The organism is Parasulfitobacter algicola, from assembly GCF_013315265.1.
Lineage (GTDB): Bacteria > Pseudomonadota > Alphaproteobacteria > Rhodobacterales > Rhodobacteraceae > Parasulfitobacter > Parasulfitobacter algicola.
On sequence record NZ_JABUFE010000003.1, the window covers coordinates 139,754 to 163,311 of the forward strand.

Here is a 23,558-nt window from a genome sequence, read left to right on the forward strand (position 1 = left end):
GCGAGGTCGCGAGAATGCGATGGACGGTGGGGCCCTGGATCAGGGCCGATGAGACGCCCGTTTGGGCATTGAAAAAAGACTGGGCCATTGCCCTTGAACATAATGAGGACTGGATATGAGCGACGTCGCAGATCGCGTTAAAAAGATCGTTGTAGAGCACCTTGGTGTTGAAGAAGACAAAGTTGTGGACAATGCATCTTTCATTGATGACCTGGGCGCAGACAGTCTTGACACTGTTGAGCTGGTTATGGCGTTCGAAGAAGAATTCGGCATTGAAATTCCCGATGATGCGGCTGAAACCATTCAGACGTTTGGCGATGCTGTAAAATTCATCAACGAAGCAGCAGCTTAGTCATCATAACGATATTTCGAAACAACGGCGTCCTTTGGGCGCCGTTTTTTGCTTTAATACAAAACCTTTGCGTTTTTTTCGTAAGGCCATAATGGTTGGGAATGATCAGTTATTTATCATTCACGCCGTAAGGTTACGGCATAGCCTTGCTTAAACTTAGATATGTGGTCTTGCCCTGTGGGGCTATCGCGCGGTATCTAGGGCGAAACCTGACGGAGAGATGGGGGACAATATGCGACGAGTGGTAGTAACGGGCCTGGGAATGGTCACCCCGTTGGCATGTGGTGTAGAACACACATGGAGCCGCCTTTTGGAAGGCCAATCTGGTGCAGGCACCATCACACGATTTGATGCAGGCCATCTGGCAACGACTTATGCTTGCGAGATACCGTTTGGCGACGGTTCGGATGGTACTTTCAACCCAGATGATTGGATGGAACCGAAAGAACGTCGCAAAGTCGATGATTTCATTCTATACGGCATTTCTGCGGCAGAACAGGCCGTGACAGATGCGGGTTGGACGCCCGAAGATGAAGAAAGCCGCGTGCGCACGGGGGTCATGATTGGATCCGGCATTGGTGGTTTGAACACGATTGCAGAAACTGCCCTTCTTGTTAAAGAACGCGGTCCGCGCCGTGTTTCGCCGTTTTTTATTCCTGGCGCTTTGATCAACCTGATCAGCGGGCAAGTCAGCATTAAATATGGCTTCAAAGGGCCAAACCACGCGGTTGTGACAGCCTGTTCCACAGGCGCACACGCGATCGGTGATGCGTCGCGTCTGATCATGATGGATGATGCGGATGTTATGATTGCTGGTGGTGCGGAAAGCCCGATCAGTGAACTGGGTATTGCCGGATTCAATGCTTGCCGGGCGCTTTCCACGAAGCGTGGAAATGAACCCGAAATGGCCAGCCGCCCCTGGGACGAAGACCGTGATGGCTTTGTCATGGGCGAAGGCGCGGGCGTGGTTGTTCTGGAAGAATATGAACACGCAATGGCGCGTGGTGCCAAAATCTATGCCGAAGTTCTGGGTTATGGGATGTCAGGTGATGCATATCACATTACAGCCCCGCCCCCCGATCACGAGGGGGCCGAACGTGCCATGCGGGCCGCTTTGCGACATGCCAAGCTAAAACCGTCTGACATCGATTATCTGAACGCCCATGGTACATCGACTATGGCCGACACGATTGAGTTGGGTGCGGTTGAACGGATGATGGGGGATGATGCAGATCGTGCCACGATGAGTTCAACCAAGTCGTCAATCGGTCATTTGCTAGGGGCCGCAGGCGCCGTGGAAAGCATATTTTCGGTGCTGGCGATCCGCGATCAGGTTGCGCCACCCACGATTAATCTGGATACGCCATCTGTGCAAAGCCCGATTCATCTTGCGCCAAACGCAAAGCATGAGCGTGAGATCAAAGTGGCCCTCTCAAACTCATTCGGGTTTGGCGGAACCAATGCATCACTTGTTTTTGGAAAGGTCGACTGATGTGGCGTCACATCGCCTCTAACGCGCTGACTTTGTTTGTGTTCCTGTTGTTCATCGGCGGTGGTGCCGTTGTTTGGGGAACGAACAAATACACCAGCGAAGGTCCTTTGGACCAGGCGATATGTTTGCAGGTGCCATCAGGTTCATCCATGTCTGGCGTATCACAATCTTTGGTGGAAAAAGGTGCGATCAGCGATGGGACCATCTTTCGTATCGGTGCTGATTACGAGGGAAAAACAACAGCGATCAAAGCTGGCAGCTTTTTGATCCCAGAAAATGCATCGATGTCTGACATATTGCAATTGATCACCCAAAGCGGTCGCAGCACCTGTGGCACAGTGATCAACTATCGCATTGGCGTGCTTAGCAATAGTGTGCAGGTGAATGAGCTGAACACTCAGACACAGGCCTATCAGGAAATCGCGCGCTTTAATCTTGAAAGCGAAGAGCGCCCCGCAGAATATCAAATCGCTAAAGACTCTGCAGGAACACGGTTTCAGATTGTCGTTGCCGAAGGCACCACGACATGGGGTGTAGTTGAGGCATTAAAACAGATCGATATTCTAGAAGGTGAAATCGAAGAGGTTCCGACCGAAGGCAGCTTGGCCCCCGAAGGTTACGAGGTGCGCGCCGGCATGGATCGGAACGCCTTTATCGCACAACTGGCTGCGTTGCAGCAGCAGCGTGTTGAAAAAGCATGGACCGAACGTGTAGATGGTCTGCCATTAGAAAACCGCGAAGAAGTGCTGATTCTTGCGTCAATTATTGAAAAAGAAACTGGAGTGGCGCGCGAGCGTGGTCAGGTTGCTTCGGTCTTTGTCAATCGCTTGAATCAGGGTATGAAATTACAAACTGATCCCACGGTAATTTATGGAATTACCAATGGTCGTGGCGCATTGGGACGTGGTCTGCGCCGCAGCGAATTGCGCGCGGCGACTGAATACAACACCTATGTCATTCCTGCGATGCCTCCGACCCCAATTGCCAACCCTGGCCTGGCCAGTATCGAAGCGGCCGTGAATCCCGAAAATACGGATTATATTTTCTTTGTAGCTGACGGAACGGGTGGTCATGCGTTTGCTGAAACACTGGATGAACACAACCGCAATGTAGCACGCTGGCGCGAAATCGAGGCTGAGCGTGCAAATCAAAGCAGCAATAATTAACAATTATACAAGGCTGTTTAGCTTTTAAAAATATCAAGAGCCTGCGCATTCAGGTATTCAGTAACTTTTGCCTGTTTCGTTCATGATGCCGTGTTCTGCTTACAAATCGGTGTCATAAGTAAGTATGACGCGACTCAGATGTGATAATTGTCCTGTTCATCATTGGATTAGAAACATTCTGGGCGCGCATGTCGCGTTGCAACGGTTCAAACCATTCGTTAGACAGATATCGTAACACATACATTCTATTTCGCTGCGAAAGTTTGGCGCAGCAACCCAGGAGGTTCAGCACATGTCAGTTGCTACAAATGCCAACACGGCGGGCCCCGACCGCGAGGTCGCAACACAAGAGTTGAACCGCGAGTTGCAGGATAAAGGATTTCTTGTCACCTCGACCGAAGATATCATTAACTGGGCGCGTACCGGGTCGCTGCACTGGATGACGTTTGGTTTGGCCTGCTGTGCGGTTGAGATGATGCACACCTCAATGCCGCGCTATGATCTTGAACGTTTTGGCACAGCCCCGCGCGCCAGCCCACGCCAGTCGGATCTGATGATCGTTGCTGGCACGTTGACCAACAAGATGGCCCCGGCATTGCGCAAGGTTTATGACCAAATGCCCGAGCCACGTTATGTGATCAGCATGGGGTCCTGCGCCAACGGGGGCGGTTATTATCATTATAGCTATTCGGTTGTGCGTGGTTGTGATCGCATCGTGCCAGTAGACATCTACGTACCAGGCTGTCCGCCCACAGCCGAAGCGCTGTTGTATGGTATTTTGCAATTACAACGTAAAATTCGCCGCACAGGGACGATTATACGATGACTGAAGCCTTGCAAGAACTCGGCGCACTGATCGCCGCAAAGCGCCCGGATTGTGTTTTAACTTTTGCTGTTGAACATGACGAACTGAATGTTGATGTTGCACCTGCGTCGCTTTTTGGATTGATCGAGTTTTTGAAAAATGATCCGTCCTGCCAATTTTCGACTCTTGTGGATCTAACGGCTGTTGATTATCCATCTCGGGCAAAACGGTTTGATGTCGTTTACCACTTCCTGTCGATGTATCAAAACCATCGTATTCGTCTGCGCGTATCGATCCGCGAAGAGGACATGTTGCCGTCGATCATCGACGTGCACCCAAGCGCCAATTGGTTTGAACGCGAAGTCTTTGATATGTTTGGAATTTTATTTTCCGGCCACCCTGATTTGCGTCGTATCCTGACGGATTATGGGTTTCGTGGACACCCATTGCGTAAAGATTTCCCAACAACGGGTTATACCGAAGTCCGCTATGACGAGGCGGAAAAGCGTGTGGTATATGAGCCTGTTAGCCTTGTGCAGGAATATCGTCAGTTTGATTTCATGTCGCCTTGGGAAGGTGCGGAGTATATTTTACCAGGTGATGAGAAAAAAGACACACCATAGTGTCAGAGACAGATATACTTGCATCACAATTGGCATGGAGGATTTTCCTTGATCTTATCCCATTGCTTATTGGTTGGCTTGTGATGGCCATTCCTGTTTTTTTGCTCATGATGCGTTTAAAGCTATCGTATTGGTGGAATCTTCTGCAGCTGATCCCATTCTTCGGTACCTTGATCTTGTTATGGATTGTGACATTAAAGCGTTGGCCGGGGCGATGATTTTGTTCTAAGTTTTAAACGAGTGGCATTGCAAAAGTGATTGTTTTGTTTCGATCCAAAGGACTGAAATCAGGTGACAACGTCTAAGCCCACCGTTCTTTTTTGTGTTGGTGCGACGAAAGCTGGGACAACTTGGCTGCACCGTTACCTGCAGGATCATCCGCAATGTGCCACGTCTTTTCTTAAAGAGCTTCATTATTTCGATTTTGTTGAAAACGAGAATTTCATGCGATCTGTTGATCGTATTATCAAGCGGCGTGTTGAAATGCGCTTTAGACTGCAAGAGGCAGAGCAAGAACAGCGCGCTTATTTGTATCGGCAGTTAGCTGAATTGGACCGATGGTTGTCGATCATAGCCGAGCGGGCAGAAAATATACCACGTTATGTCGCCTTTCTGCATTCGCTTAATCCGACAGCTAAAGTGGTTGCTGATATCACGCCAGCCTATTCAACGCTGCAGGCATCAACGATTAAGAGTATGGTGCATTTGAATGGCGGTGATACGCGCTTCATTTACATCATGCGTGATCCGATAGACCGTATGTGGTCGCATATCCGGATGAATACGCGGCGGGCAAAATATAAATCAAAGGACATGGCTGTAAGTGCAGATGTTATTTTAACCCAAGTTGAAAATGGCCAAGATCCTTTGATGATTGCGCGAAGTGATTATGCTGAGGCTTTACAGAAATTGGAGTCTATCGTTCCAGAACGGCAAAGGCTGGTGCTGTTTTTTGAAGAGTTTTTCAATCAAGATGCTTTGAACCGCATCTGCAATTTTCTTGAGGTTGATTTTGAACCCGCACAGTCGGATGACCGGATTCATGAAGGTATTCAACTGAACTGGACGTCAGAGCAATTTTACCGCATGGGCCGATTGTTAAAACCGCAATATACTGCTGTTGAAAAGCAGATGGGGTCGTTACCAGCACGATGGCATCAACATTATGATATGCTGAAAGTGGCTTTATGATACAATCCATGGAATTGCAGCGCTTAGTGACGCTGCACCTTATAAAAGACGTACTATGCTTACAGAAAGCTATTATATGCTGAATATACCTATTGCGACATTGATCATCATTATGGTGCTTTGGTCAGCCATGAGTGTGCCCGTCTTTATCGTTATCAGACGATTGGGTCTTTCGCCGTGGTGGAATGTGATGCATATCGTCCCTTTCTATGGTGGTTTGATTTTGCTATGGATTGTTGCCTTAAAGCGTTGGCCAGAACACAGCGTTGATCCAGTGGAGGTTTTTGAATGATGGATGGTTCTAAATTCGATGATGTCCTGACGGGCGAACAGAAGATCCGGAATTTCAATATCAACTTCGGGCCACAGCACCCCGCGGCACACGGGGTGTTGCGTTTGGTGCTTGAGTTGGACGGCGAGATTGTTGAACGTTGTGATCCGCATATTGGTCTGCTGCATCGTGGCACTGAAAAGTTGATGGAAAGCCGTACCTATCTGCAGAACCTACCTTATCTGGATCGATTGGATTATGTGGCCCCGATGAACCAGGAACATGCCTGGTGTCTAGCGATTGAAAAGCTGACCGGCGTTGAAGTTCCGCGTCGCGCATCTTTGATCCGGGTGCTGTATTCCGAAATCGGACGTATTTTAAGCCATCTGCTGAATGTCACGACGCAAGCCATGGATGTGGGGGCGCTAACGCCACCGCTTTGGGGCTTTGAAGAGCGTGAAAAACTGATGATCTTTTATGAACGCGCGTGTGGCGCGCGTTTGCATGCCGCTTATTTTAGACCCGGTGGCGTGCATCAGGATCTGCCTGATGATCTGCTGGATGATATCGAAGAATGGGCGATTAACTTTCCGTCTGCACTGAACGACATAGACGAATTACTGACTGAAAACCGCATTTTCAAGCAACGTAATGCAGACATCGGTGTTGTGACCGAAGAAGACATTCAAGACTATGGTTTCAGCGGTGTTATGGTGCGCGGATCTGGGTTGGCGTGGGATTTGCGCCGTGCACAACCCTATGAATGCTATGATGAATTTGATTTCCAAATCCCCGTGGGTAAAAATGGCGATTGCTATGACCGTTATCTATGCCGGATGGAGGAGATGCGCCAATCTACAAGCATTATCCGCCAAGCGATTGTAAAGCTGCGCGAAGCCACGGGTGATGTGCTGGCGCGGGGTAAAATCACACCTCCAAGTCGGGGTGAAATGAAAACGTCGATGGAGGCGCTGATCCATCACTTTAAACTTTACACCGAAGGCTTTCACGTACCTGCAGGTGAGGTTTATTGCGCGGTTGAGGCGCCAAAGGGCGAATTTGGTGTCTATCTGGTGGCTGACGGAACAAATCGGCCTTATCGCGCGAAGTTGCGGGCACCGGGTTATCTGCATCTTCAGGCGATGGATTATATCTGCAAAGGCCATCAGCTGGCTGATGTGGCAGCGATTATCGGTACTATGGATGTGGTTTTTGGCGAGATTGATCGGTGATGACAACAATTACGATTAACCTTTGGCTTTTGTTTGTTGGCGCTGCTGCGGGTTTGGCTGCAGCTTATGCCGCAAAAGGGCGTAACCGATTGATCAAGGCTGCTGTAATAGGTGCTGTTGTTGCATTCGTTATTGGGCTTGCGCGAACATATCTTTAAAATAACAGAGGCGCGCTGACGCGCGCCACATCTTTTATCTCGTGTCCTATCCGACACTCGGGGTGCCTTCGGCGAGAATATTTTTACCAAGAAGAAGGCGATTGGCCGTGATTGATCGACCAGTGTGGTGTTAAGTGATCAATGTCTGACTTTGATCAACCTGCTCTTTACGATTTCAGCGCCATATTGTAAGGCAAACGCCAACCATGGATTGTGTGTTTGTAAGCTGTGAAAATGGTTTACGCGAAGAAATGAAAAGGACGTTCCAGGGATGCTTCGCCGACTTCACCACGAACAACCTGATATATTCGCTTTCACCCCAGCCAATCAGGCTTGGGCAGAAGCGCAGATGACAAAATATCCAGACGGTCGTCAGGCCAGCGCGATTATCCCGCTTTTATGGCGTGCGCAGGAGCAGGAAGGTTGGCTGTCGCGCCCTGCAATTGAACACGTAGCCGAGATGCTCGGCCTTGCTTATATTCGCGCGCTTGAAGTGGCTTCATTCTATTTCATGTTCCAACTTCAACCTGTCGGATCTGTTGCTAATATTCAGGTATGTGGCACGACATCCTGCATGATTTGCGGGGCCGAAGATTTGATTGGCGTATGCCAAGAAAAGATCGCGACCGAGCCACATCAGCTAAGTTCAGATGGCAAATTCAGCTGGGAAGAAGTTGAATGTCTGGGATCTTGTGCGAATGCGCCAATGGCACAAATTGGCAAGGATTATTACGAAGATCTGACAACCGAACGCCTGGCGGAAATCATTGATGAATTGGCCGCAGGTAACGTGCCAACTCCAGGGCCGCAGAATGGGCGCTATGCGGCAGAGCCTGCTTCGGGTTTGACCAGCTTGACAGAATACGAGGCGACCAAGCCACCACTGAACGCATCTGCGGCACTTGCTGTGGATATCGGGGATACGGTTAAGCGCATTGATGGGACCGAAGTACCGCTTTTGACGCCATGGAAAGCGCCAGGAAACGCCGCAAATTCTAAAAAAACGACGCGTGGGCAAGGAATGGCCCGCCGTTCAGAAGCGGCCGTATCAAAGGGTGCCAGCGATGCAAAACTTGCAGCTATTCCATCTGATGTTGGGCAAAAACCAAAGACATTGGATAAGCCGCGTGAGACTGGCGTAGACAATCTGAAGTTGATAAAAGGTGTGGGCCCTAAATTAGAGAAAGTGTTGCATTCCCTTGGGTTTTACCATTTTGATCAGATTGCAACCTTGAGCGCGGATGAAATCGCCTGGGTTGATGAAAATCTGGAAGGTTTCAAAGGGCGGGTTAGCCGCGACGATTGGGTGTCACAGGCAAAAATTTTGGCGAAAGGCGGAGAGACGGAATTCTCAGCTAAGTCCAAAAAAGGAGAGAACTGAGCGGGGCGAATTGAATTAGGGACGGGGAGACGGATGATATGACGCAAAATTCAGGGGGTGCGGGTGCCGCGCTGACATGTTGGGCAATCGCAGGATTGGGCGCTTTCTTGGCGTTGGTCCTGCTGATGCTTTTGGGCGATTGGTTGTTTATTCAAGCGGCATTTGTTGCGTTCCTTATATTTTTCATTGCAGGCGGTCTTTTGTCTTGGGTCATGCTGAAACCACTCCCGGGCCCGAATGAAGTGAGCGTAAATCGTGCCGGCCAGGCACCGACAGTTGGTGACGCGATTGCTGCAAAGCCCGTTTCTGATGAAGTGGTTGAACCCGCTGCTCCGACGCCGCGTCCGGCGGCGGCTAAACGCACTGTAGAACGTGCGGCTGCACAAGCGGCAAAGCTAGATGACACCTCTGAATCGGAGCCTGTTGTTGATGAGCCCGCCGAAAAGCCAGCTGCTAAGGCTACGCCAGTTGAAAAAGCTAAAGCGCCAAAGCCTGAAACGCCTAAGCCAGTGCCTGCTAAGAAAACTGTAACCAAAAAGCCGCCTGCTAAGAAAGCGGCTACTAAGAAGCCAGCAGCGAAAAAACCTGCTGCGGAAACAGAAAAGGCTGTTTCGGCAGATGGAAAGCCGGAATTCATGAAAGCAGCACGCAAAGGTGGCCCTGATGATCTGAAGCAGATCAAAGGTATTGGACCTAAGCTTGAAAAATTGCTTCATTCGATGGGAGTTTTCCATTTTGATCAAATCGGCGGCTGGCGCAAAAAGGAAGTCGAATGGGTTGACCAAAACCTAGAAGGCTTTAAGGGCCGCGTTACCCGTGATGAATGGGTCAAACAAGCAAAGCTGTTGGCAAAAGGCGAACAGACTGAGTTTTCTAAGAAGGTGAAAAAAGGCGATGTCTATTAACGCCTTTCGTGATTTGCTGCGATCCGGTTAATATCGGGCCACAGTGACCAGCACCGGTGGGAGGAGCGGGGCAGCAACAGCAGCCACATGGATATGTGGTCTGTCCTCTTAATCATTGGAGCAAACGATGAGCGATACGATACGATTTTTTAATAAACCTTCAGAACTGACAGCGACTGCGATCAGCATGACAGCCCCAACTGCTGCGATGGCTGCTGTTGGTGTCTATTACTGGCGTATGGCATGGGCAGCCCCTGTGCTCAATATGCGTGCGATGACAGGCCTGCCTGTAGTGTCTGATGATGGTGTTATGGATATACCAACGAAAGCTGTAAAGCCTGTGAAATCAGCCGTTAAAACCGCGCAGCCGACCAAACTTGTTACGAAAAAAGCGGCTGTTAAAAAAGCAGAACCGGTTATGGCGAAGGTGAACGTTAAGAAAACAGTTGCAAAACCAAAAGCGGCTGAAACCCAGGCCAAGATAGTTTCTAAGGTTGCAGCGCCCAAAAAAGCGGCCAAGGTTGATGTAAAAAAGCCTGCGACTGAAATTTATCAAGCGAAATCAAGTAGCGGTGCCAAAAAGGGTCCTGTTACACTTGCTGCAATGCCTAATGTCAAAAAGGTAGATAATACCAAACCTGCGCTTTTAAAGGTGGCCAAGAATGGCAAGGCAGATGATTTAAAGTTGATAAAGGGCGTTGGTCCAAAGTTGGAAAAGCAGCTAAATGCACTGGGCATATACCACTTTGATCAGGTTGCCAGTTGGAACGATAAGCAAGTGGGTTGGATTGATGATCAATTGGATGCCATTAAAGGTATGCCAATGCGCGATAAGTGGGTCACACAAGCTAAATCGCTGGTGAAAAACAAATAAATGACGAAGCAAGACGATAAGGTTCGCGCAAACCAAGGCTTAACCGCGGGCCTGGTGATGGCCGGTGCGGGGGTGTTAACGATTGTTGCGCCCTGGCTTGTCCAAATTCTTGGTTTGGAACCGCGCGTCGAGTTCTTGTTTTATCTGATTTCCATGGCTGCGTTCATTTGGGCACTTTTCCTGACATGGCAAATCTGGCAAAAGAACCGCAAACCAAAAGGATGATATTGGATGCTGGACGATAAGGATCGTATCTTTACCAATCTTTACGGGATGCATGACCGGACACTTGCTGGCGCCAAAAAGCGGGGTCATTGGGATGGTACGGCCAAGCTGATCAAAAACGGTCGCGACTGGATCATTGACCAAATGAAGGCCAGCGGTTTGCGGGGCCGTGGTGGCGCGGGTTTCCCTACCGGTCTGAAGTGGTCTTTTATGCCCAAGGAAAGCGACGGGCGCCCTGCCTATCTGGTTGTGAATGCAGACGAATCTGAACCCGGTACCTGCAAAGACCGCGAGATTATGCGTCATGATCCGCACACATTGATCGAAGGGTGTCTGATCGCCAGCTTCGCGATGAATGCGAATGCCTGCTATATCTATATTCGGGGTGAATATATCCGCGAAAAAGAGGCTCTGCAGAACGCCATTGATGAGGCTTACGATGCGGGGCTATTGGGCAAGAATGCCGCCAAGTCGGGTTGGGATTTCGATCTGTATCTGCACCATGGCGCTGGCGCCTATATCTGCGGCGAGGAAACCGCGTTGCTCGAAAGCCTTGAGGGTAAGAAGGGTATGCCACGTATGAAGCCACCATTCCCTGCCGGGGCCGGGCTTTATGGGTGTCCAACGACTGTGAATAATGTTGAATCCATCGCTGTTGTACCAACAATCCTGCGGCGTGGGCCTGAATGGTTTTCCAGTTTTGGTCGTGCGAATAATGCGGGCACCAAGCTGTTCGCGATCTCGGGCCATGTGAATAACCCATGCGTTGTTGAAGAAGCGATGTCGATTCCGTTTGCAGAATTGATTGACAAGCATTGCGGCGGCATTCGGGGGGGCTGGGATAACCTGAAAGCAGTGATCCCGGGCGGATCATCTGTGCCGATGATCCCGGGCAAACAAATGCACGAAGACGCAATTATGGATTTCGATTGGCTGCGCGAACAGAAATCGGGTTTGGGTACTGCGGCGGTTATCGTGATGGACAATTCGACCGATGTGATCAAAGCGATCTGGCGTCTGTCAAAGTTCTATAAACACGAAAGCTGCGGTCAATGTACACCTTGTCGCGAAGGTACAGGTTGGATGATGCGTGTAATGGATCGTCTGGTCAAGGGCGAGGCTGAAGTTGAGGAAATCGACATGCTTCTTGATGTCACCAAGCAGGTTGAAGGCCATACAATCTGTGCCTTGGGCGATGCAGCAGCGTGGCCGATTCAGGGATTAATACGCCATTTCCGAGATGAGATTGAAGATCGCATCAAGCATAAACGTACAGGCCGGGTAAGCGCGGTTGCTGCAGAGTAATTGATATAATTGATCCCATTAATTCAGAAATGTACGTGCTTTTGGGACGATGAATTATTTCTGACTGTGGCAATCAATCAAAGCGATATGTTTCTACAACATGGAAATCTGCTAATTGGTATGGCTTGATCCGTCATATCAATTACTGCGTTGTGTATGTGCTAAAGCTTATATGTATATTCCAGCCGCAAAAATAGTTTACGCGTGTTAAAATATTTTGATGTAATATGCTAAACTAGACTAGCTTGTGGTGTGAGTTGCTAAAATGAGGTTTGACAGTCGATGAAAAAGCCAAAAATAAAAACAATGGAAGAGCTTTCAGTCGCAATCGGCGTGTCCCGTCCAACCCTATCGCGCTATTTTCAAAGCCCTGACAGTGTGCGCGGATCAACAGCGAAGAAAATTCAACTTGGGTTGGAGCGTGTTGAATACGTTCCAAATTTCTTTGCAACGCGGTTGAATCGGAAGTCGACCGGAATGATTGGCGTCATCATTCCGTACTTGAATGATTTGTTTTTCACGAAACTACTTGAGTCCATTGAAATGGCTGCAATGGATGCGGGATACACCGTTATTACGCAGTGTTCGCATTCAGATCGAGCCATCGAAGCACGTGCGGCAGAGACTTTCATGTCAATGAATGTCGACGGTACGCTTGTCGTGCCATTGGGCAACCGAAGCGATCTAGTTGTGCATCAGCGCCTACAATCCCGATTGCCATTTGTACTTGTGGATTCAAGACCTGCGACGATGCTTGAGGTTGATTTCGTTGGGACGGACCACAAGCAAAGCACTGGTTTAATTACAAAATATTTGTGTCGCGTAGGCAAACCGCCAATCTTCCTTGCTATGCCCCGGGTGAATTTCAACGCGATGGAGCGTGAAAAAGCATACATGGACTGTATCACGGCGTTAGGGCACAAACCTGTCGTCATTGGAACCGATTTGGTCGAAGATCAGTGGTATTTCGAAGCTCACGGTGAAGCTGTTTTGAATGATTTCTTTGCCCGTGGACAGTTTACTGACAGATCGATTCTGTGTGTGAATGACCGTGTTGCAATCGGCGCGCTTCGCGCTGCATCGCGGCACGGGCTAGTTCCTGGTCGCGGCGCCAAAGGCGGATTACGCATCGCAGGGCATGATGATTACCCACTGTGCCCATTTACGACCCCAGCACTGACGACAGTTGCCCAAGATTTCGAAGCTATTGGAAAGGCAGCGGTTTCAAGGCTGATTGAGGTGATCAACAACGAAGACACCGATGATACGCCGCGAATTCAGCTTTTTGATGGGGTATTAAAATTGCGCGAGTCCGCATGATTTCAAAATAATGCTGCAATGCAGAAGTTTCGGTTGAAAATTTTTAAGTTGACGTAACTGTCATATCCCTAGTAAATTTTACACACGTAAAAATGGGAGGTCACTTATGATTATCAGACGCGCATTGCTGAATACAGCTGCGGGAATAGGGCTTGTGGCTGGTATTACATCCGCCGTTTCAGCCGAGGAAATTACCATCGCGACAGTCAACAACGGTGACATGATCCGTATGCAAGAGCTCTCTTCGCAATGGGAAGAAGCAACGGGGAACACGATTGAATGGGCTGTTCTAGAAGAGAACGCCCTGCGTCAGCGGGTTACAACCGATATTGCCACAGGTGGTGGTCAGTACGATGTTATGACCATCGGTACATACGAAGTGCCGATCTGGGGCAAGCAGGGCTGGTTGATGTCATTGAACGATCTGCCTGCTGAATGGGATCAGGCTGATATTTTGCCTGCGATTGCTGGTGGTTTGACAGTAGAGGGTGAGCTTTACGCAGCCCCTTTTTATGGCGAAAGCTCTATGGTCATGTATCGGACGGACTTGATGGAGGCCGCCGGTCTTGAAATGCCCGAAGCGCCGACCTGGACGTTCATTCGTGAAGCGGCCGCCGAAATGACGGATCGCGAAAATGAAATCTATGGCATCTGTGCGCGTGGAAAAGCGGGTTGGGGTGAAAACATGGCTTTTCTGACAGCCATGTCGAATTCGTTCGGGGCACGTTGGTTTGATGAAGAATGGAATGCACAGTTTGACGGGGAAGCCTGGGCGAACACCCTGAACTTCTATGTTGATATGATGAACGAATCCGGACCTCCTGGTGCATCAAGCAACGGATTTAATGAAAACCTGACGTTATTCCAGACAGGTAAGTGTGGTATGTGGATTGATGCAACTGTTGCTGCATCCTTTATAACCAATCCTAATGACAGCCAGGTGGCTGACAGTGTCGGGTTTGCGTTGGCGCCTGACAATGGTCTTGGTCCACGTGGCAATTGGCTTTGGGCTTGGTCACTTGCTGTGCCCACAAGCACAGATGCACCTGATGCAGCCAAATCATTTGTCGCATGGGCAACATCCAAGGAATACACGGAACTTGTCGCTGAAAACGAAGGGTGGGCAAACGTACCTCCGGGAACGCGGACGTCGCTTTACGAAAACCCCAACTATGCGTCTGTTCCTTTCGCAAAGATGACGCTGGACAGCATCAATTCTGCTGATCCGAATAATCCAACTGTGGATCCGGTTCCATACACGGGCGTTCAGTTTGTTGCGATCCCGGAATTTCAGGGCATTGCAACAGCCGTTGGTCAGCAGTTTTCGGCGGCCCTTGCGGGTACGACAAGCGTTGAAGACGCACTTGCAAACGCGCAAGAGTTGACGACGTCGGAAATGCAGGACGCAGGTTACCAAGACTGATCTACGCCTCATGATGAGCAGGGCTAACGGCCTTCCAATTGGCCCTGCTTGTACAGCATTTGCACGATAGGCGTCATGCAGTGTCAGATGATCTGACGCCAAGCATGTGATGATCAGCAAGGTCGGCCTTTCCAAGGGGGGAAGACAAAATGTCTACACAGCATTCAAGATCCGCAGCCCGTATAATGATCGCACCGGCAACATTTCTTTTGTTGGCATGGATGCTGATTCCCTTGTGTATGACGCTTTATTATTCGTTCCGTCGTTATCGACTATTAACACCTGACCGCCAAGGCTGGGTAGGGTTTCGAAACTATGAAAACTTCCTGACAAATCCGGCGTTTACAAGTGCGCTGATTAATACCCTTGTCCTTGTATTAGGCGTTTTGATCATAACTGTGGTGTTAGGTATTCTGCTGGCCATATTGCTGGACCAACCTTTCAAGGGGCAGGGGATTGTTCGAATACTGGTGATCGCGCCGTTTTTCGTGATGCCAACAGTGTCGGCCTTGGTCTGGAAGAATATGTTTATGAATCCGGTCAATGGGTTGTTTGCCTATGCTGCAAAAGCCGTGGGGCTTGAACCTTATGATTTTCTGTCTCAGGCACCGCTTATGTCGATCATCGGCATCGTTAGCTGGCAATGGCTGCCATTCGCAACTTTGATCCTGCTGACAGCTATTCAGTCGCTTGATAGTGAACAGATGGAAGCCGCCGAGATGGACGGTGCCAGTGCGCTGAACCGGTTCTGGTTCATTACATTACCACATCTGTCCCGCGCGATCACAGTGGTGATCTTGATCCAGACGATCTTCCTTTTGTCGATCTTCGCCGAGATACTTGTGACCACAAACGGCGGCCCAGGGACGGCTAGCACGAACCTGACCTATCTGGTCTATGCCGAAAGCCTTCTGAATTATGACGTGGGCGAAGGTTCCGCCGGTGGCGTTGTCGCCATCATCCTTGCAAACATTGTTGCGATCTTCCTGATGCGGGCGATCGGCAAGAACCTGGACGCTTAAGATATGGCACGCGCAATCTCAAAACGTCGAACCGTCATCGTAACAATTCTGGCTTGGACCATCGGATTACTGATCTTTTTCCCGATCCTGTGGACGGTGATCACCAGTTTCAAGACAGAAGCCGAAGCCATCGCTGACCCGCCGTCCCTGTTCTGGTTCAACTGGACGCTAGAAAACTATAATGTTGTTAATGCCCGGTCGAATTATCCGCTCCACTTTATGAATTCGGTGATCATTTCGTTAGGATCAACGCTGATCGGTCTGGCAATTGCAGTTCCTGCTGCATGGTCTATGGCGTTTGTGCCAAGTAAGCAGACTAAGAATATATTGATGTGGATGCTGTCCACCAAGATGTTGCCATCCGTTGGTGTGTTGATCCCGATCTACCTGATCAGTCGCAATCTTGGGCTGTTGGACAGCCGCATTGCGCTGGTGGTTATTCTGACCCTGATCAATTTGCCGATCATTGTGTGGATGCTGTACACATATTTCAAGGAAATCCCCATCGACATTCTTGAAGCCGCGCGCATGGACGGGGCAAGCCTGAAGTCAGAAATTCTGTATATTCTGACACCGATGGCCTTGCCTGGTATCGCGTCGACGATGTTGTTGAATATCATTCTTGCCTGGAACGAAGCGTTCTGGACACTCAACCTTACGGCTGCAAAAGCGGCCCCTTTAACGGCGTTCATTGCAAGTTATTCCAGCCCAGAAGGGCTGTTTTACGCCAAACTCAGCGCTGCCAGCACGATGGCAATCGCACCAATCCTGATTATGGGTTGGTTTTCACAGAAACAGCTCGTTCGGGGCCTTACATTCGGAGCGGTTAAATAATGGGCCAGATAAGTCTTAACCAAGTCACAAAAAGCTTTGGTGATGTCCAGGTCATTCCTCCGCTTGATCTGGATATCAACGAAGGTGAATTCGTCGTTTTTGTCGGCCCCTCAGGATGCGGCAAGTCCACATTGCTGCGGCTGATCGCCGGGCTTGAGGATACGACATCAGGTGTGATCAAAATTGATGATACGGATGCGACTGCTCTGCCACCCGCCAAGCGTGGCCTTGCCATGGTGTTTCAATCTTACGCCCTTTATCCGCATATGTCGGTGCGCAAGAATATCGCGTTTCCATTGCGCATGGCCGGGATGGATCAGGCGGCACAGGATGCCAAGATAAATGCCGCGGCCACAGCTTTGAACCTGACTGATTACCTTGATCGCCGTCCTGGGCAGTTGTCTGGTGGTCAGCGACAGCGCGTTGCAATTGGCCGCGCGATTGTGCGGGAACCTTCGGCGTTTTTGTTTGATGAACCTCTGTCCAACCTGGATGCAGCCTTGCGTGTCGGCATGCGGCTTGAGATATCGGAACTGCACAAAAAGCTTGAAACGACGATGATTTATGTCACCCACGATCAGGTTGAAGCGATGACCATGGCCGACAAGATTGTTGTGTTGCAGGCTGGTGTGATTGAACAGGTCGGTAGCCCGCTTGAGTTGTACCATAAGCCACGCAACAAGTTCGTGGCTGGTTTTATCGGCTCACCTAAAATGAACCTGATTGAAGGGGCGGAAGCTGAAAAGCACGGCGCGGCAACGATCGGTATTCGCCCTGAACATATGACGGTTTCCAAATCCGAAGGTACTTGGAAAGGTGTTGTTGGTGTGGCCGAACATCTTGGGTCTGATACATTCATACATGTCCACGAAACGGGTCTGATGGATACAATGACCCTGCGGATCACCGGCGATATCGAAGCGCGCCATGGGGACACGATCTTTCTGTCGCCCGAGATGGATAAATTGCACCGGTTTGATGCACAGGGGTTGCGGTTGGTATGACGCGACTGACTGGAAAGTCAGCTTTGATTACCGGGTCTGCCCGCGGTATTGGTCGTGGCTTTGCGCAGGCCTATATTGCCGAAGGGGCCACGGTTGCGATTGCTGATGTGAACGATAGCGCGGCCCAAGATACAGCCGATGAACTTGGCGATCAGGCCTACGCGGTGTACATGGATGTGACCCGTCAGGACAGTATTGATGCCGCGATCAAGACGGTTGTGGCCAAGGCTGGTAAGCTGGATATCTTGATTAACAACGCCGCGATTTTCGATGCCGCGCGAACCGTGGATATCACGCGCGACAGCTATGAAACGCTTTATGCCGTCAATGTTTCGGGTATGCTTTTCACCCTACAGGCCGCCGCCCGCCAGATGATTAAACAGGGTCATGGTGGTAAAATTATAAATATGGCCAGTCAGGCTGGACGTCGTGGTGAACCGTTGGTTGCTGTCTATTGTTCGACCAAAGCGGCTGTTATTTCGTTAACGCAATCAACAGGTCTTGATCTGATTAAGGACGGCATAAATGTTAATGCCATTGCGCCGGGTGTGGTCGATGGGGACCACTGGGACCACGTTGATGCGATGTTTTCAAAGCTTGAAGGCAAAAAACTGGGCCAGAAAAAATCTGAAGTTGCAGCAGGCGTCCCTGCGGGTCGATTTGCTGTTCCAGAAGACCTGACAGGGATGGCGGTTTTTCTGGCATCAAAAGAGTCCGATTATATCGTATCCCAGACGTATAACGTCGATGGCGGCCAATGGATGAGCTGATGAAACTTGGCTTGAACACCATTAATGATTTACCAACTGATGTCGCGCGTCCATCCTATGATCGTGGTGATCTTAAGCCAGGCATTGTACATGTCGGGCTAGGTAACTTTCACCGTGCGCACATGGCGCTGTATCTGCACGACCTGTTCCAGCTGGGTCGTGACCATGATTGGGCTATCATTGGCGCTGGTGTGCGTGCATCTGATCATACAATCCGCGATGATCTTGCTGCCCAGGATTGGCTAACAACCGTATACGAGATGGATCCGTCAGGTGATCGCGCCATTGTGACGGGCACCATGATCGACTTTCTGCCCGTACAGCAAGACAACCGGCCACTGATTTCCGCTATGTCCGGTAAAGCGATCCGCATCGTATCGCTGACCGTAACCGAAGGTGGATATTACATTGATGCATCAACGGGACTGTTTGACCCGACCCACCCGGATATGCAGCATGATGCCAAAAATCCTGATACGCCGCGCAGCGTCTTCGGTGCGATCATCGCCGCGCTCAAGATTCGACGGGCGTTGGATATACCCCCGTTTACGGTGATGTCATGCGATAATCTGCCTGACAATGGCCATGTCGCACGTGCAACTGTCATTGGACTGGCCCAGCAAATTGATGTGGATTTGGCGGATTGGATTACCGATCATGTGGTCTTTCCATGTGCGATGGTTGATCGGATTACACCGGCCACTTCTGATCGCGAACGTGCAATGATCCGCGACCGCTTTGGTATCCATGATCGACGCCCCGTAACGTGCGAAAGCTTTCGTCAGTGGGTGTTAGAGGATAACTTTCCGACAGGGCGCCCTGCTTTTCATGCGATAGGTGTCACGCTGACCGATGATGTTGCACCGTACGAGCTTATGAAAATCCGCATTTTGAACGGCGGTCATGCAGCCATGGCCTATCCTGCAGCGCTGCTTGGCATTCATTTTGTTCATGACGCAGCGCACCATCCGTTGATCCGGGGTTTTCTGAACAAGCTTGAGACAGAAGAAATCCTGCCCAATGTGCCACCTGTGCCGAATACTGATCTGGCAGAGTACTATAAAAAGGTGATTGAACGCCTGGAAAACCCAGGCGTGGCCGATACAATTCCGCGTTTGTGTCAAGATGGCTCGAACCGTCAGCCCAAATTTATACTGCCAACAGTCCGAGATCAGTTGGCACGGGGTGGATCTATAAACGGGTTATCGCTGGTGTCTGCATTGTGGTGTCGTTACTTGCAAGGAACAGACGATAACGGGGCTGCTATCAAAATTGATGATCCGTCAGCGGATCTGTTGAAAGATCATGCAAAGCGCGCCAAGACAAATCCACAGGCTTTTTTACAGCTTAAGGTTATTTTTGGCGACCTTGCGGACAACGCGGCATTTTCATCCAGTTTTCAACGCAACCTAGAAGCGTTATATACACAAGGCACCGAAGCCGTTCTGAAAACATATATCGGCTAGCTTTGTAAGCGATTATCTGACACCGATATCGGCAAGTGCAGCACTAAGTTGCGGGGGTAATTCCTGTTCGTTTTGGCGTGCCTGGGTCAGGTCAGCGGGCGCATCTGCAGGGCTCAGATAGCGCCAGCCTTGAAAAGGGCGTTTGTTCACAGCCTCAGTCCGGATGATGTCGGGTTTCAGTACAATTCCACAGCGGCGGATGCCGTCTTGGCTAATCACTTCATCCAATCTCAGGATTGTTTGGCGGCACAGGATCACGCCTTTGATCACCCAGTAAATCGAACCACCGTTCAAAATCTCGGCCTCGCGCTTGGGCCACATGCGCGTTACATGGCGGGGCATGCCATCTGGTCCCTTGGCCCGCGATTGCTTTTGCCAGTTCATCAGGGTTTCAACAGTTTCGCTGCCCACGCTTAATTTCACAAGATTGACGAATTTTGTCATGAAGAACCCAAGATATGGTGATAATCTTTAAACTTAACCTAGTTATTGCGAAGATCAACCAAAAGCCTTATCGTAGAACCCCTGCCACGTTTATCTAAGGATCCTGCGCCCATGAGCCGTTTCACTGCCCCCATTGCTGAGCAGATCTGGGACATGAAATATCGTTTCAAACAGGCGGATGGCATACCTATTGATAAAAGGGTCGAAGATTCGTGGCGTCGGATCGCGCGTGCACTGGCGGTGGTTGAAACGGACGCGGCGCATTGGGAAGAAAAATTCTATCACGCGCTTGAAGATTTCAAATATCTGCCTGCCGGTCGCATCACAGCGGGTGCTGGCACCGAACGGTCGGTAACGCTGTTCAATTGCTTTGTCATGGGCACGATCCCTGACAGTATGGGCGGCATTTTCGATATGTTGAAAGAAGCCGCACTGACCATGCAACAAGGTGGCGGGATCGGTTATGATTTCAGCACGATCCGGCCCAAGGGTGCAGATGTGAAAGGTGTGGCTGCGGATGCATCTGGCCCCTTGTCGTTCATGGATGTTTGGGATTCGATGTGTCGCACAATTATGTCCGCAGGCAGCCGTCGCGGTGCGATGATGGCCACGATGCGCTGTGATCATCCTGATATCAAAGATTTCATCACTGCCAAATCTGACCCCGTCCGCCTGCGTATGTTCAATATGAGTGTTCTGATCACGGATGATTTCATGCAGGCCGTGAAGGCCGACACAAGCTGGGATCTAATGTTCGAGGACCGAGTTTACCACACGGTTCAGGCACGTGATTTATGGAACAACATCATGCAGTCGACATATGATTATGCCGAACCGGGCGTGATTTTTATCGACCGCATCAACGCGATGAACAACCTGAATTATTGTGAAAACATTGCGGCGACCAACCCATGTGGTGAACAGCCCTTGCCGCCTTATGGGGCCTGTTTATTGGGGTCGGTCAATATGACGCGATTGGTGCAGGACCCGTTTGAGGAGGACGCCGCGCTGGATCAGGACGCGCTGGATGATCTGGTCGCCACCGCCGTTCGGATGATGGATAATGTGGTCGATGCCAGCCGCTTTCCGTTGGACGCCCAAGCGGCTGAGGCGCAGGCGAAGCGGCGGATCGGGCTGGGCGTCACGGGCCTGGCTGATGCGCTGCTGATGGTCGGGCTGCGCTATGGCTCGGATGAGGCCGCCGCACAGACGGAACGCTGGATGCGCCAGATCGCGCGGGCCGCCTATCTGGCCTCGGTCGATCTGGCCCGCGAAAAGGGCGCGTTCCCGCTGTTTGACGCAGACAAATTTCTAGCCACCGGTCACATGCAGGACATGGACGACGACGTCCGCGCCGCTATCGCAGAACACGGCATCCGCAACGCGCTGCTGACCTCGATCGCGCCGACGGGCACGATCAGCCTTTACGCAGGCAACGTCAGTTCAGGGATCGAGCCCGTCTTCGCCTATGCCTACACCCGCAAAGTGCTGCAGAAAGACGGATCGCGGACCGAGGAAGAGGTCGTCGATTACGCCGTTCAGCTGTGGCGCGACAAATTCGGCGATGCGCCCTTGCCGGATTACTTCGTCAACGCCCAGACCCTGCCCCCACTGGATCACGTCAAGATGCAGGCGGCGGCTCAGAAGTGGGTGGACAGTTCGATATCCAAGACCATCAACTGCCCGGAAGACATTGGTTTCGACGATTTCAAGGACGTCTATATGCAGGCCTGGGACACCGGCTGCAAAGGTTGCACGACCTACCGCCCGAACGACGTGACGGGGTCAGTTTTAAGCGTGTCGGAAAAGGACGAAGCGCCGCTGTCCGAGGCCCCGGAGCAAGTCCGGGGCGATGGCGAAGTCGTCTATATCAGCGAACCGCTCGACCGCCCGCAGGAACTGGAAGGCAGCACCTATAAACTGAAGTGGCCCGATAGCGAACATGCGATCTACATCACGATCAATGATATCGTGCTGAACGGCCACAGGCGGCCCTTCGAAGTGTTCATCAATTCCAAGAATATGGAGCACTTCGCCTGGACGGTCGCCCTAACCCGCATGATCAGCGCCGTGTTCCGGCGCGGCGGCGACGTCAGTTTCGTGGTTGAAGAACTGAAGGCTGTCTTCGACCCCCGCGGCGGCGCTTGGATGAATGGGAAATACGTGCCTTCGATCCTGGCAGCGATCGGTGGTGTCATCGAACGCCACCTCATCACGATCGGTTTTATCGACGGCGAAGGCATGGGTCTGAAAACCGACCCACAGGCCGCCGTCGTCAACCTGAACGGCCCCCGCGGCAAAGCCTGCCCCAACTGCGGCAGCTACGACCTGCGCATGATCGAAGGTTGCATGACCTGCGGCAGCTGCGGCCATTCGAAATGTAGTTGACCTTAAAGAAATGTAACTTCTGGAATGACACGTAAGGTGACACTTGTTGACGCCGAGTTGCCACTTTTTGACAGCTAACATGCAATTTCTGGGCTTTGACGTCGATGTGACGTTAGCAATGCTACCTCATTGAGCGTCATTCTGTATTTATGGCGCGGACATATGTCAGTCTTGCTGTTGTTCCGGGTGACCTGCCTCCCGAAACTTCCCTCACTTTTATGTGGAGTTTGCTCAACCTGAATACCTTGCGGCGGGCGCACGCCGAACTGCCTGTAAGTGCCGTGCAGAATGAATATTCGATGTTGTGGCGTGGGCCGGAAGACGAGTTGCTCGCGCTCTGCGATGAGCTCGGTATCGGCTTTGTCCCGTTCAGCCCACTGGGATACGGATTTTTGACCGGCGCTATCGATATGGGGACAAGCTTTGCCCCGGGCGACTTCCGCGCCGGCACCTCTCGTATGGACCCCGAAAACAGACAGGCAAACATGGCTTTGGTTGAATTGCTCCAATTATGGGCTGTGCGCAAGAACGCAGCACCCGGTCAGATCGCGTTGGCTTGGCTTCTTGCACAGGGACCTTCGGTTGTGCCCATCCCTGGAACAACGCAGATGCCGCATTTAATGGAAAACATTGGCGCAACCGAGATAGATTTCACATCTGTCGAGCTAGCCGAGCTGAACCGCGCGGTGGCCGCCATCGAAATTCAAGGCACGCGCGCACCACAGATGGTCGCGGAATGGTCAGATGTAGAGGCGCCTTCTAGGATCTAAAGGTATTGAAATCTAAGCGTTTGGGCCGTTTAAAACGGGCGGTCCAAATTCAAAAAAGTTAGTGCCATTCCATCAGATCTTCGATTGCACCAATTAGATCTGCCGTTGTCGTCGCTAACCCTGTGCTGAATAGATTG

At 50.8% G+C, this 23,558-nt stretch carries 24 protein-coding genes; 23 read left to right on the top strand and 1 reads right to left on the bottom strand.

From position 1 onward, the window contains the following. Window positions 1–115: 115 nt before the first annotated feature. The 21 genes from HRQ87_RS06790 to HRQ87_RS06890 all read left to right on the top strand — a co-directional run bounded on the left by HRQ87_RS06790 (window position 116) and on the right by HRQ87_RS06890 (window position 19,819). Entirely contained in the window at window positions 116–352 is a 237-nt protein-coding gene (locus HRQ87_RS06790; RefSeq protein ID WP_174136608.1) for an acyl carrier protein, read from the top strand. Between the two features lie 232 nt (window positions 353–584). Then, complete coding sequence (gene fabF, locus HRQ87_RS06795; RefSeq protein ID WP_174136610.1) at window positions 585–1,844, top strand: beta-ketoacyl-ACP synthase II; 1,260 nt, start codon at window positions 585–587, stop codon at window positions 1,842–1,844. After that, complete coding sequence (gene mltG / locus HRQ87_RS06800; RefSeq protein WP_174136612.1) at window positions 1,844–3,010, top strand: endolytic transglycosylase MltG; 1,167 nt, start codon at window positions 1,844–1,846, stop codon at window positions 3,008–3,010. Before fabF ends, mltG begins: the two co-directional genes overlap by 1 nt. Window positions 3,011–3,302: 292 nt before the next feature. Then, complete coding sequence (locus tag HRQ87_RS06805; RefSeq protein WP_174136614.1) at window positions 3,303–3,836, top strand: NuoB/complex I 20 kDa subunit family protein; 534 nt, start codon at window positions 3,303–3,305, stop codon at window positions 3,834–3,836. After that, window positions 3,833–4,438, top strand: a complete 606-nt coding sequence (locus HRQ87_RS06810) for an NADH-quinone oxidoreductase subunit C (RefSeq protein ID WP_174136616.1) — start codon at window positions 3,833–3,835, stop codon at window positions 4,436–4,438. The genes HRQ87_RS06805 and HRQ87_RS06810 overlap by 4 nt, the downstream gene beginning before the upstream one ends. 291 nt (window positions 4,439–4,729) lie before the next feature. Continuing rightward, on the top strand, window positions 4,730–5,629 hold the full coding sequence (locus tag HRQ87_RS06815) for a sulfotransferase (RefSeq protein WP_174136618.1): 900 nt from the start codon (window positions 4,730–4,732) through the stop codon (window positions 5,627–5,629). A 55-nt stretch (window positions 5,630–5,684) separates the two neighbouring features. Next, window positions 5,685–5,921, top strand: a complete 237-nt coding sequence (locus tag HRQ87_RS06820; protein WP_174136620.1) for a DUF805 domain-containing protein — start codon at window positions 5,685–5,687, stop codon at window positions 5,919–5,921. Beyond that, window positions 5,921–7,132 carry an NADH-quinone oxidoreductase subunit D gene (locus HRQ87_RS06825; protein WP_174137179.1) on the top strand — a complete coding sequence of 404 codons (1,212 nt, stop codon included), beginning with the start codon at window positions 5,921–5,923 and terminating at the stop codon, window positions 7,130–7,132. The genes HRQ87_RS06820 and HRQ87_RS06825 overlap by 1 nt, the downstream gene beginning before the upstream one ends. Next, window positions 7,132–7,290, top strand: a complete 159-nt coding sequence (locus HRQ87_RS06830) for a hypothetical protein (protein ID WP_174136621.1) — start codon at window positions 7,132–7,134, stop codon at window positions 7,288–7,290. Before HRQ87_RS06825 ends, HRQ87_RS06830 begins: the two co-directional genes overlap by 1 nt. A gap of 271 nt (window positions 7,291–7,561) precedes the next feature. After that, window positions 7,562–8,671, top strand: coding sequence for an NADH-quinone oxidoreductase subunit NuoE (nuoE, locus tag HRQ87_RS06835; protein WP_174136623.1), 1,110 nt, complete (start codon window positions 7,562–7,564; stop codon window positions 8,669–8,671). 125 nt (window positions 8,672–8,796) lie between these two features. Next, entirely contained in the window at window positions 8,797–9,576 is a 780-nt protein-coding gene (locus HRQ87_RS06840) for an NADH-quinone oxidoreductase subunit E (RefSeq protein ID WP_174136625.1), read from the top strand. A gap of 127 nt (window positions 9,577–9,703) precedes the next feature. Next, a complete protein-coding gene (locus tag HRQ87_RS06845; protein ID WP_174136626.1) occupies window positions 9,704–10,450 on the top strand; it encodes a hypothetical protein in 747 nt (248 codons plus the stop codon). Then, entirely contained in the window at window positions 10,451–10,675 is a 225-nt protein-coding gene (locus HRQ87_RS06850) for a DUF5337 domain-containing protein (RefSeq protein WP_174136628.1), read from the top strand. Between the two features lie 6 nt (window positions 10,676–10,681). Then, window positions 10,682–11,980 (top strand): NADH-quinone oxidoreductase subunit NuoF, encoded by a 1,299-nt coding sequence (gene nuoF / locus HRQ87_RS06855; RefSeq protein WP_174136630.1) that lies wholly within the window; start codon window positions 10,682–10,684, stop codon window positions 11,978–11,980. Window positions 11,981–12,262: 282 nt separating this feature from the next. Continuing rightward, window positions 12,263–13,300, top strand: a complete 1,038-nt coding sequence (locus HRQ87_RS06860; RefSeq protein ID WP_174136632.1) for a LacI family DNA-binding transcriptional regulator — start codon at window positions 12,263–12,265, stop codon at window positions 13,298–13,300. Between the two features lie 106 nt (window positions 13,301–13,406). Beyond that, window positions 13,407–14,723, top strand: a complete 1,317-nt coding sequence (locus HRQ87_RS06865; protein ID WP_174136634.1) for an ABC transporter substrate-binding protein — start codon at window positions 13,407–13,409, stop codon at window positions 14,721–14,723. 149 nt (window positions 14,724–14,872) lie between these two features. Next, a complete protein-coding gene (locus HRQ87_RS06870; protein WP_174136636.1) occupies window positions 14,873–15,745 on the top strand; it encodes a carbohydrate ABC transporter permease in 873 nt (290 codons plus the stop codon). A gap of 3 nt (window positions 15,746–15,748) precedes the next feature. Next, on the top strand, window positions 15,749–16,579 hold the full coding sequence (locus HRQ87_RS06875; RefSeq protein ID WP_174136639.1) for a carbohydrate ABC transporter permease: 831 nt from the start codon (window positions 15,749–15,751) through the stop codon (window positions 16,577–16,579). After that, window positions 16,579–17,583 (top strand): ABC transporter ATP-binding protein, encoded by a 1,005-nt coding sequence (locus tag HRQ87_RS06880; protein ID WP_174136641.1) that lies wholly within the window; start codon window positions 16,579–16,581, stop codon window positions 17,581–17,583. The genes HRQ87_RS06875 and HRQ87_RS06880 overlap by 1 nt, the downstream gene beginning before the upstream one ends. Then, the gene (locus tag HRQ87_RS06885; RefSeq protein WP_174136643.1) at window positions 17,580–18,353 is read left to right on the top strand and encodes an L-iditol 2-dehydrogenase; all 774 of its coding nucleotides are present in this window, start codon (window positions 17,580–17,582) and stop codon (window positions 18,351–18,353) included. Before HRQ87_RS06880 ends, HRQ87_RS06885 begins: the two co-directional genes overlap by 4 nt. Continuing rightward, window positions 18,353–19,819, top strand: a complete 1,467-nt coding sequence (locus tag HRQ87_RS06890; protein ID WP_174136644.1) for a mannitol dehydrogenase family protein — start codon at window positions 18,353–18,355, stop codon at window positions 19,817–19,819. Before HRQ87_RS06885 ends, HRQ87_RS06890 begins: the two co-directional genes overlap by 1 nt. Before the next feature lie 12 nt (window positions 19,820–19,831). On the opposite strand, the gene HRQ87_RS06895 is transcribed toward HRQ87_RS06890, so the two are convergent. Next, on the bottom strand, window positions 19,832–20,263 hold the full coding sequence (locus tag HRQ87_RS06895; RefSeq protein ID WP_174136646.1) for a DUF1489 family protein: 432 nt from the start codon (window positions 20,261–20,263) through the stop codon (window positions 19,832–19,834). A gap of 111 nt (window positions 20,264–20,374) precedes the next feature. Between HRQ87_RS06895 and HRQ87_RS06900 the strand changes: the two genes are divergently transcribed. Continuing rightward, window positions 20,375–22,651, top strand: coding sequence for an adenosylcobalamin-dependent ribonucleoside-diphosphate reductase (locus HRQ87_RS06900; RefSeq protein ID WP_174136648.1), 2,277 nt, complete (start codon window positions 20,375–20,377; stop codon window positions 22,649–22,651). A 227-nt stretch (window positions 22,652–22,878) separates the two neighbouring features. After that, window positions 22,879–23,421 carry an aldo/keto reductase gene (locus HRQ87_RS06905; RefSeq protein WP_246251837.1) on the top strand — a complete coding sequence of 181 codons (543 nt, stop codon included), beginning with the start codon at window positions 22,879–22,881 and terminating at the stop codon, window positions 23,419–23,421. The last annotated feature ends 137 nt before the right edge of the window (window positions 23,422–23,558 follow it).

Coding starts and splice junctions, on each gene's coding strand:
- HRQ87_RS06790 (WP_174136608.1), top strand. CDS start 116: ATGAGCGACGTCGCAGATCGCGTTAAAAAGATCGTTGTAGAGCACCTT.
- fabF (WP_174136610.1), top strand. CDS start 585: ATGCGACGAGTGGTAGTAACGGGCCTGGGAATGGTCACCCCGTTGGCA.
- mltG (WP_174136612.1), top strand. CDS start 1,844: ATGTGGCGTCACATCGCCTCTAACGCGCTGACTTTGTTTGTGTTCCTG.
- HRQ87_RS06805 (WP_174136614.1), top strand. CDS start 3,303: ATGTCAGTTGCTACAAATGCCAACACGGCGGGCCCCGACCGCGAGGTC.
- HRQ87_RS06810 (WP_174136616.1), top strand. CDS start 3,833: ATGACTGAAGCCTTGCAAGAACTCGGCGCACTGATCGCCGCAAAGCGC.
- HRQ87_RS06820 (WP_174136620.1), top strand. CDS start 5,685: ATGCTTACAGAAAGCTATTATATGCTGAATATACCTATTGCGACATTG.
- HRQ87_RS06825 (WP_174137179.1), top strand. CDS start 5,921: ATGGATGGTTCTAAATTCGATGATGTCCTGACGGGCGAACAGAAGATC.
- HRQ87_RS06830 (WP_174136621.1), top strand. CDS start 7,132: ATGACAACAATTACGATTAACCTTTGGCTTTTGTTTGTTGGCGCTGCT.
- nuoE (WP_174136623.1), top strand. CDS start 7,562: ATGCTTCGCCGACTTCACCACGAACAACCTGATATATTCGCTTTCACC.
- HRQ87_RS06840 (WP_174136625.1), top strand. CDS start 8,797: ATGCTTTTGGGCGATTGGTTGTTTATTCAAGCGGCATTTGTTGCGTTC.
- HRQ87_RS06845 (WP_174136626.1), top strand. CDS start 9,704: ATGAGCGATACGATACGATTTTTTAATAAACCTTCAGAACTGACAGCG.
- HRQ87_RS06850 (WP_174136628.1), top strand. CDS start 10,451: ATGACGAAGCAAGACGATAAGGTTCGCGCAAACCAAGGCTTAACCGCG.
- nuoF (WP_174136630.1), top strand. CDS start 10,682: ATGCTGGACGATAAGGATCGTATCTTTACCAATCTTTACGGGATGCAT.
- HRQ87_RS06860 (WP_174136632.1), top strand. CDS start 12,263: ATGAAAAAGCCAAAAATAAAAACAATGGAAGAGCTTTCAGTCGCAATC.
- HRQ87_RS06865 (WP_174136634.1), top strand. CDS start 13,407: ATGATTATCAGACGCGCATTGCTGAATACAGCTGCGGGAATAGGGCTT.
- HRQ87_RS06870 (WP_174136636.1), top strand. CDS start 14,873: ATGTCTACACAGCATTCAAGATCCGCAGCCCGTATAATGATCGCACCG.
- HRQ87_RS06875 (WP_174136639.1), top strand. CDS start 15,749: ATGGCACGCGCAATCTCAAAACGTCGAACCGTCATCGTAACAATTCTG.
- HRQ87_RS06880 (WP_174136641.1), top strand. CDS start 16,579: ATGGGCCAGATAAGTCTTAACCAAGTCACAAAAAGCTTTGGTGATGTC.
- HRQ87_RS06885 (WP_174136643.1), top strand. CDS start 17,580: ATGACGCGACTGACTGGAAAGTCAGCTTTGATTACCGGGTCTGCCCGC.
- HRQ87_RS06890 (WP_174136644.1), top strand. CDS start 18,353: ATGAAACTTGGCTTGAACACCATTAATGATTTACCAACTGATGTCGCG.
- HRQ87_RS06895 (WP_174136646.1), bottom strand. CDS start 20,263: ATGACAAAATTCGTCAATCTTGTGAAATTAAGCGTGGGCAGCGAAACT.
- HRQ87_RS06900 (WP_174136648.1), top strand. CDS start 20,375: ATGAGCCGTTTCACTGCCCCCATTGCTGAGCAGATCTGGGACATGAAA.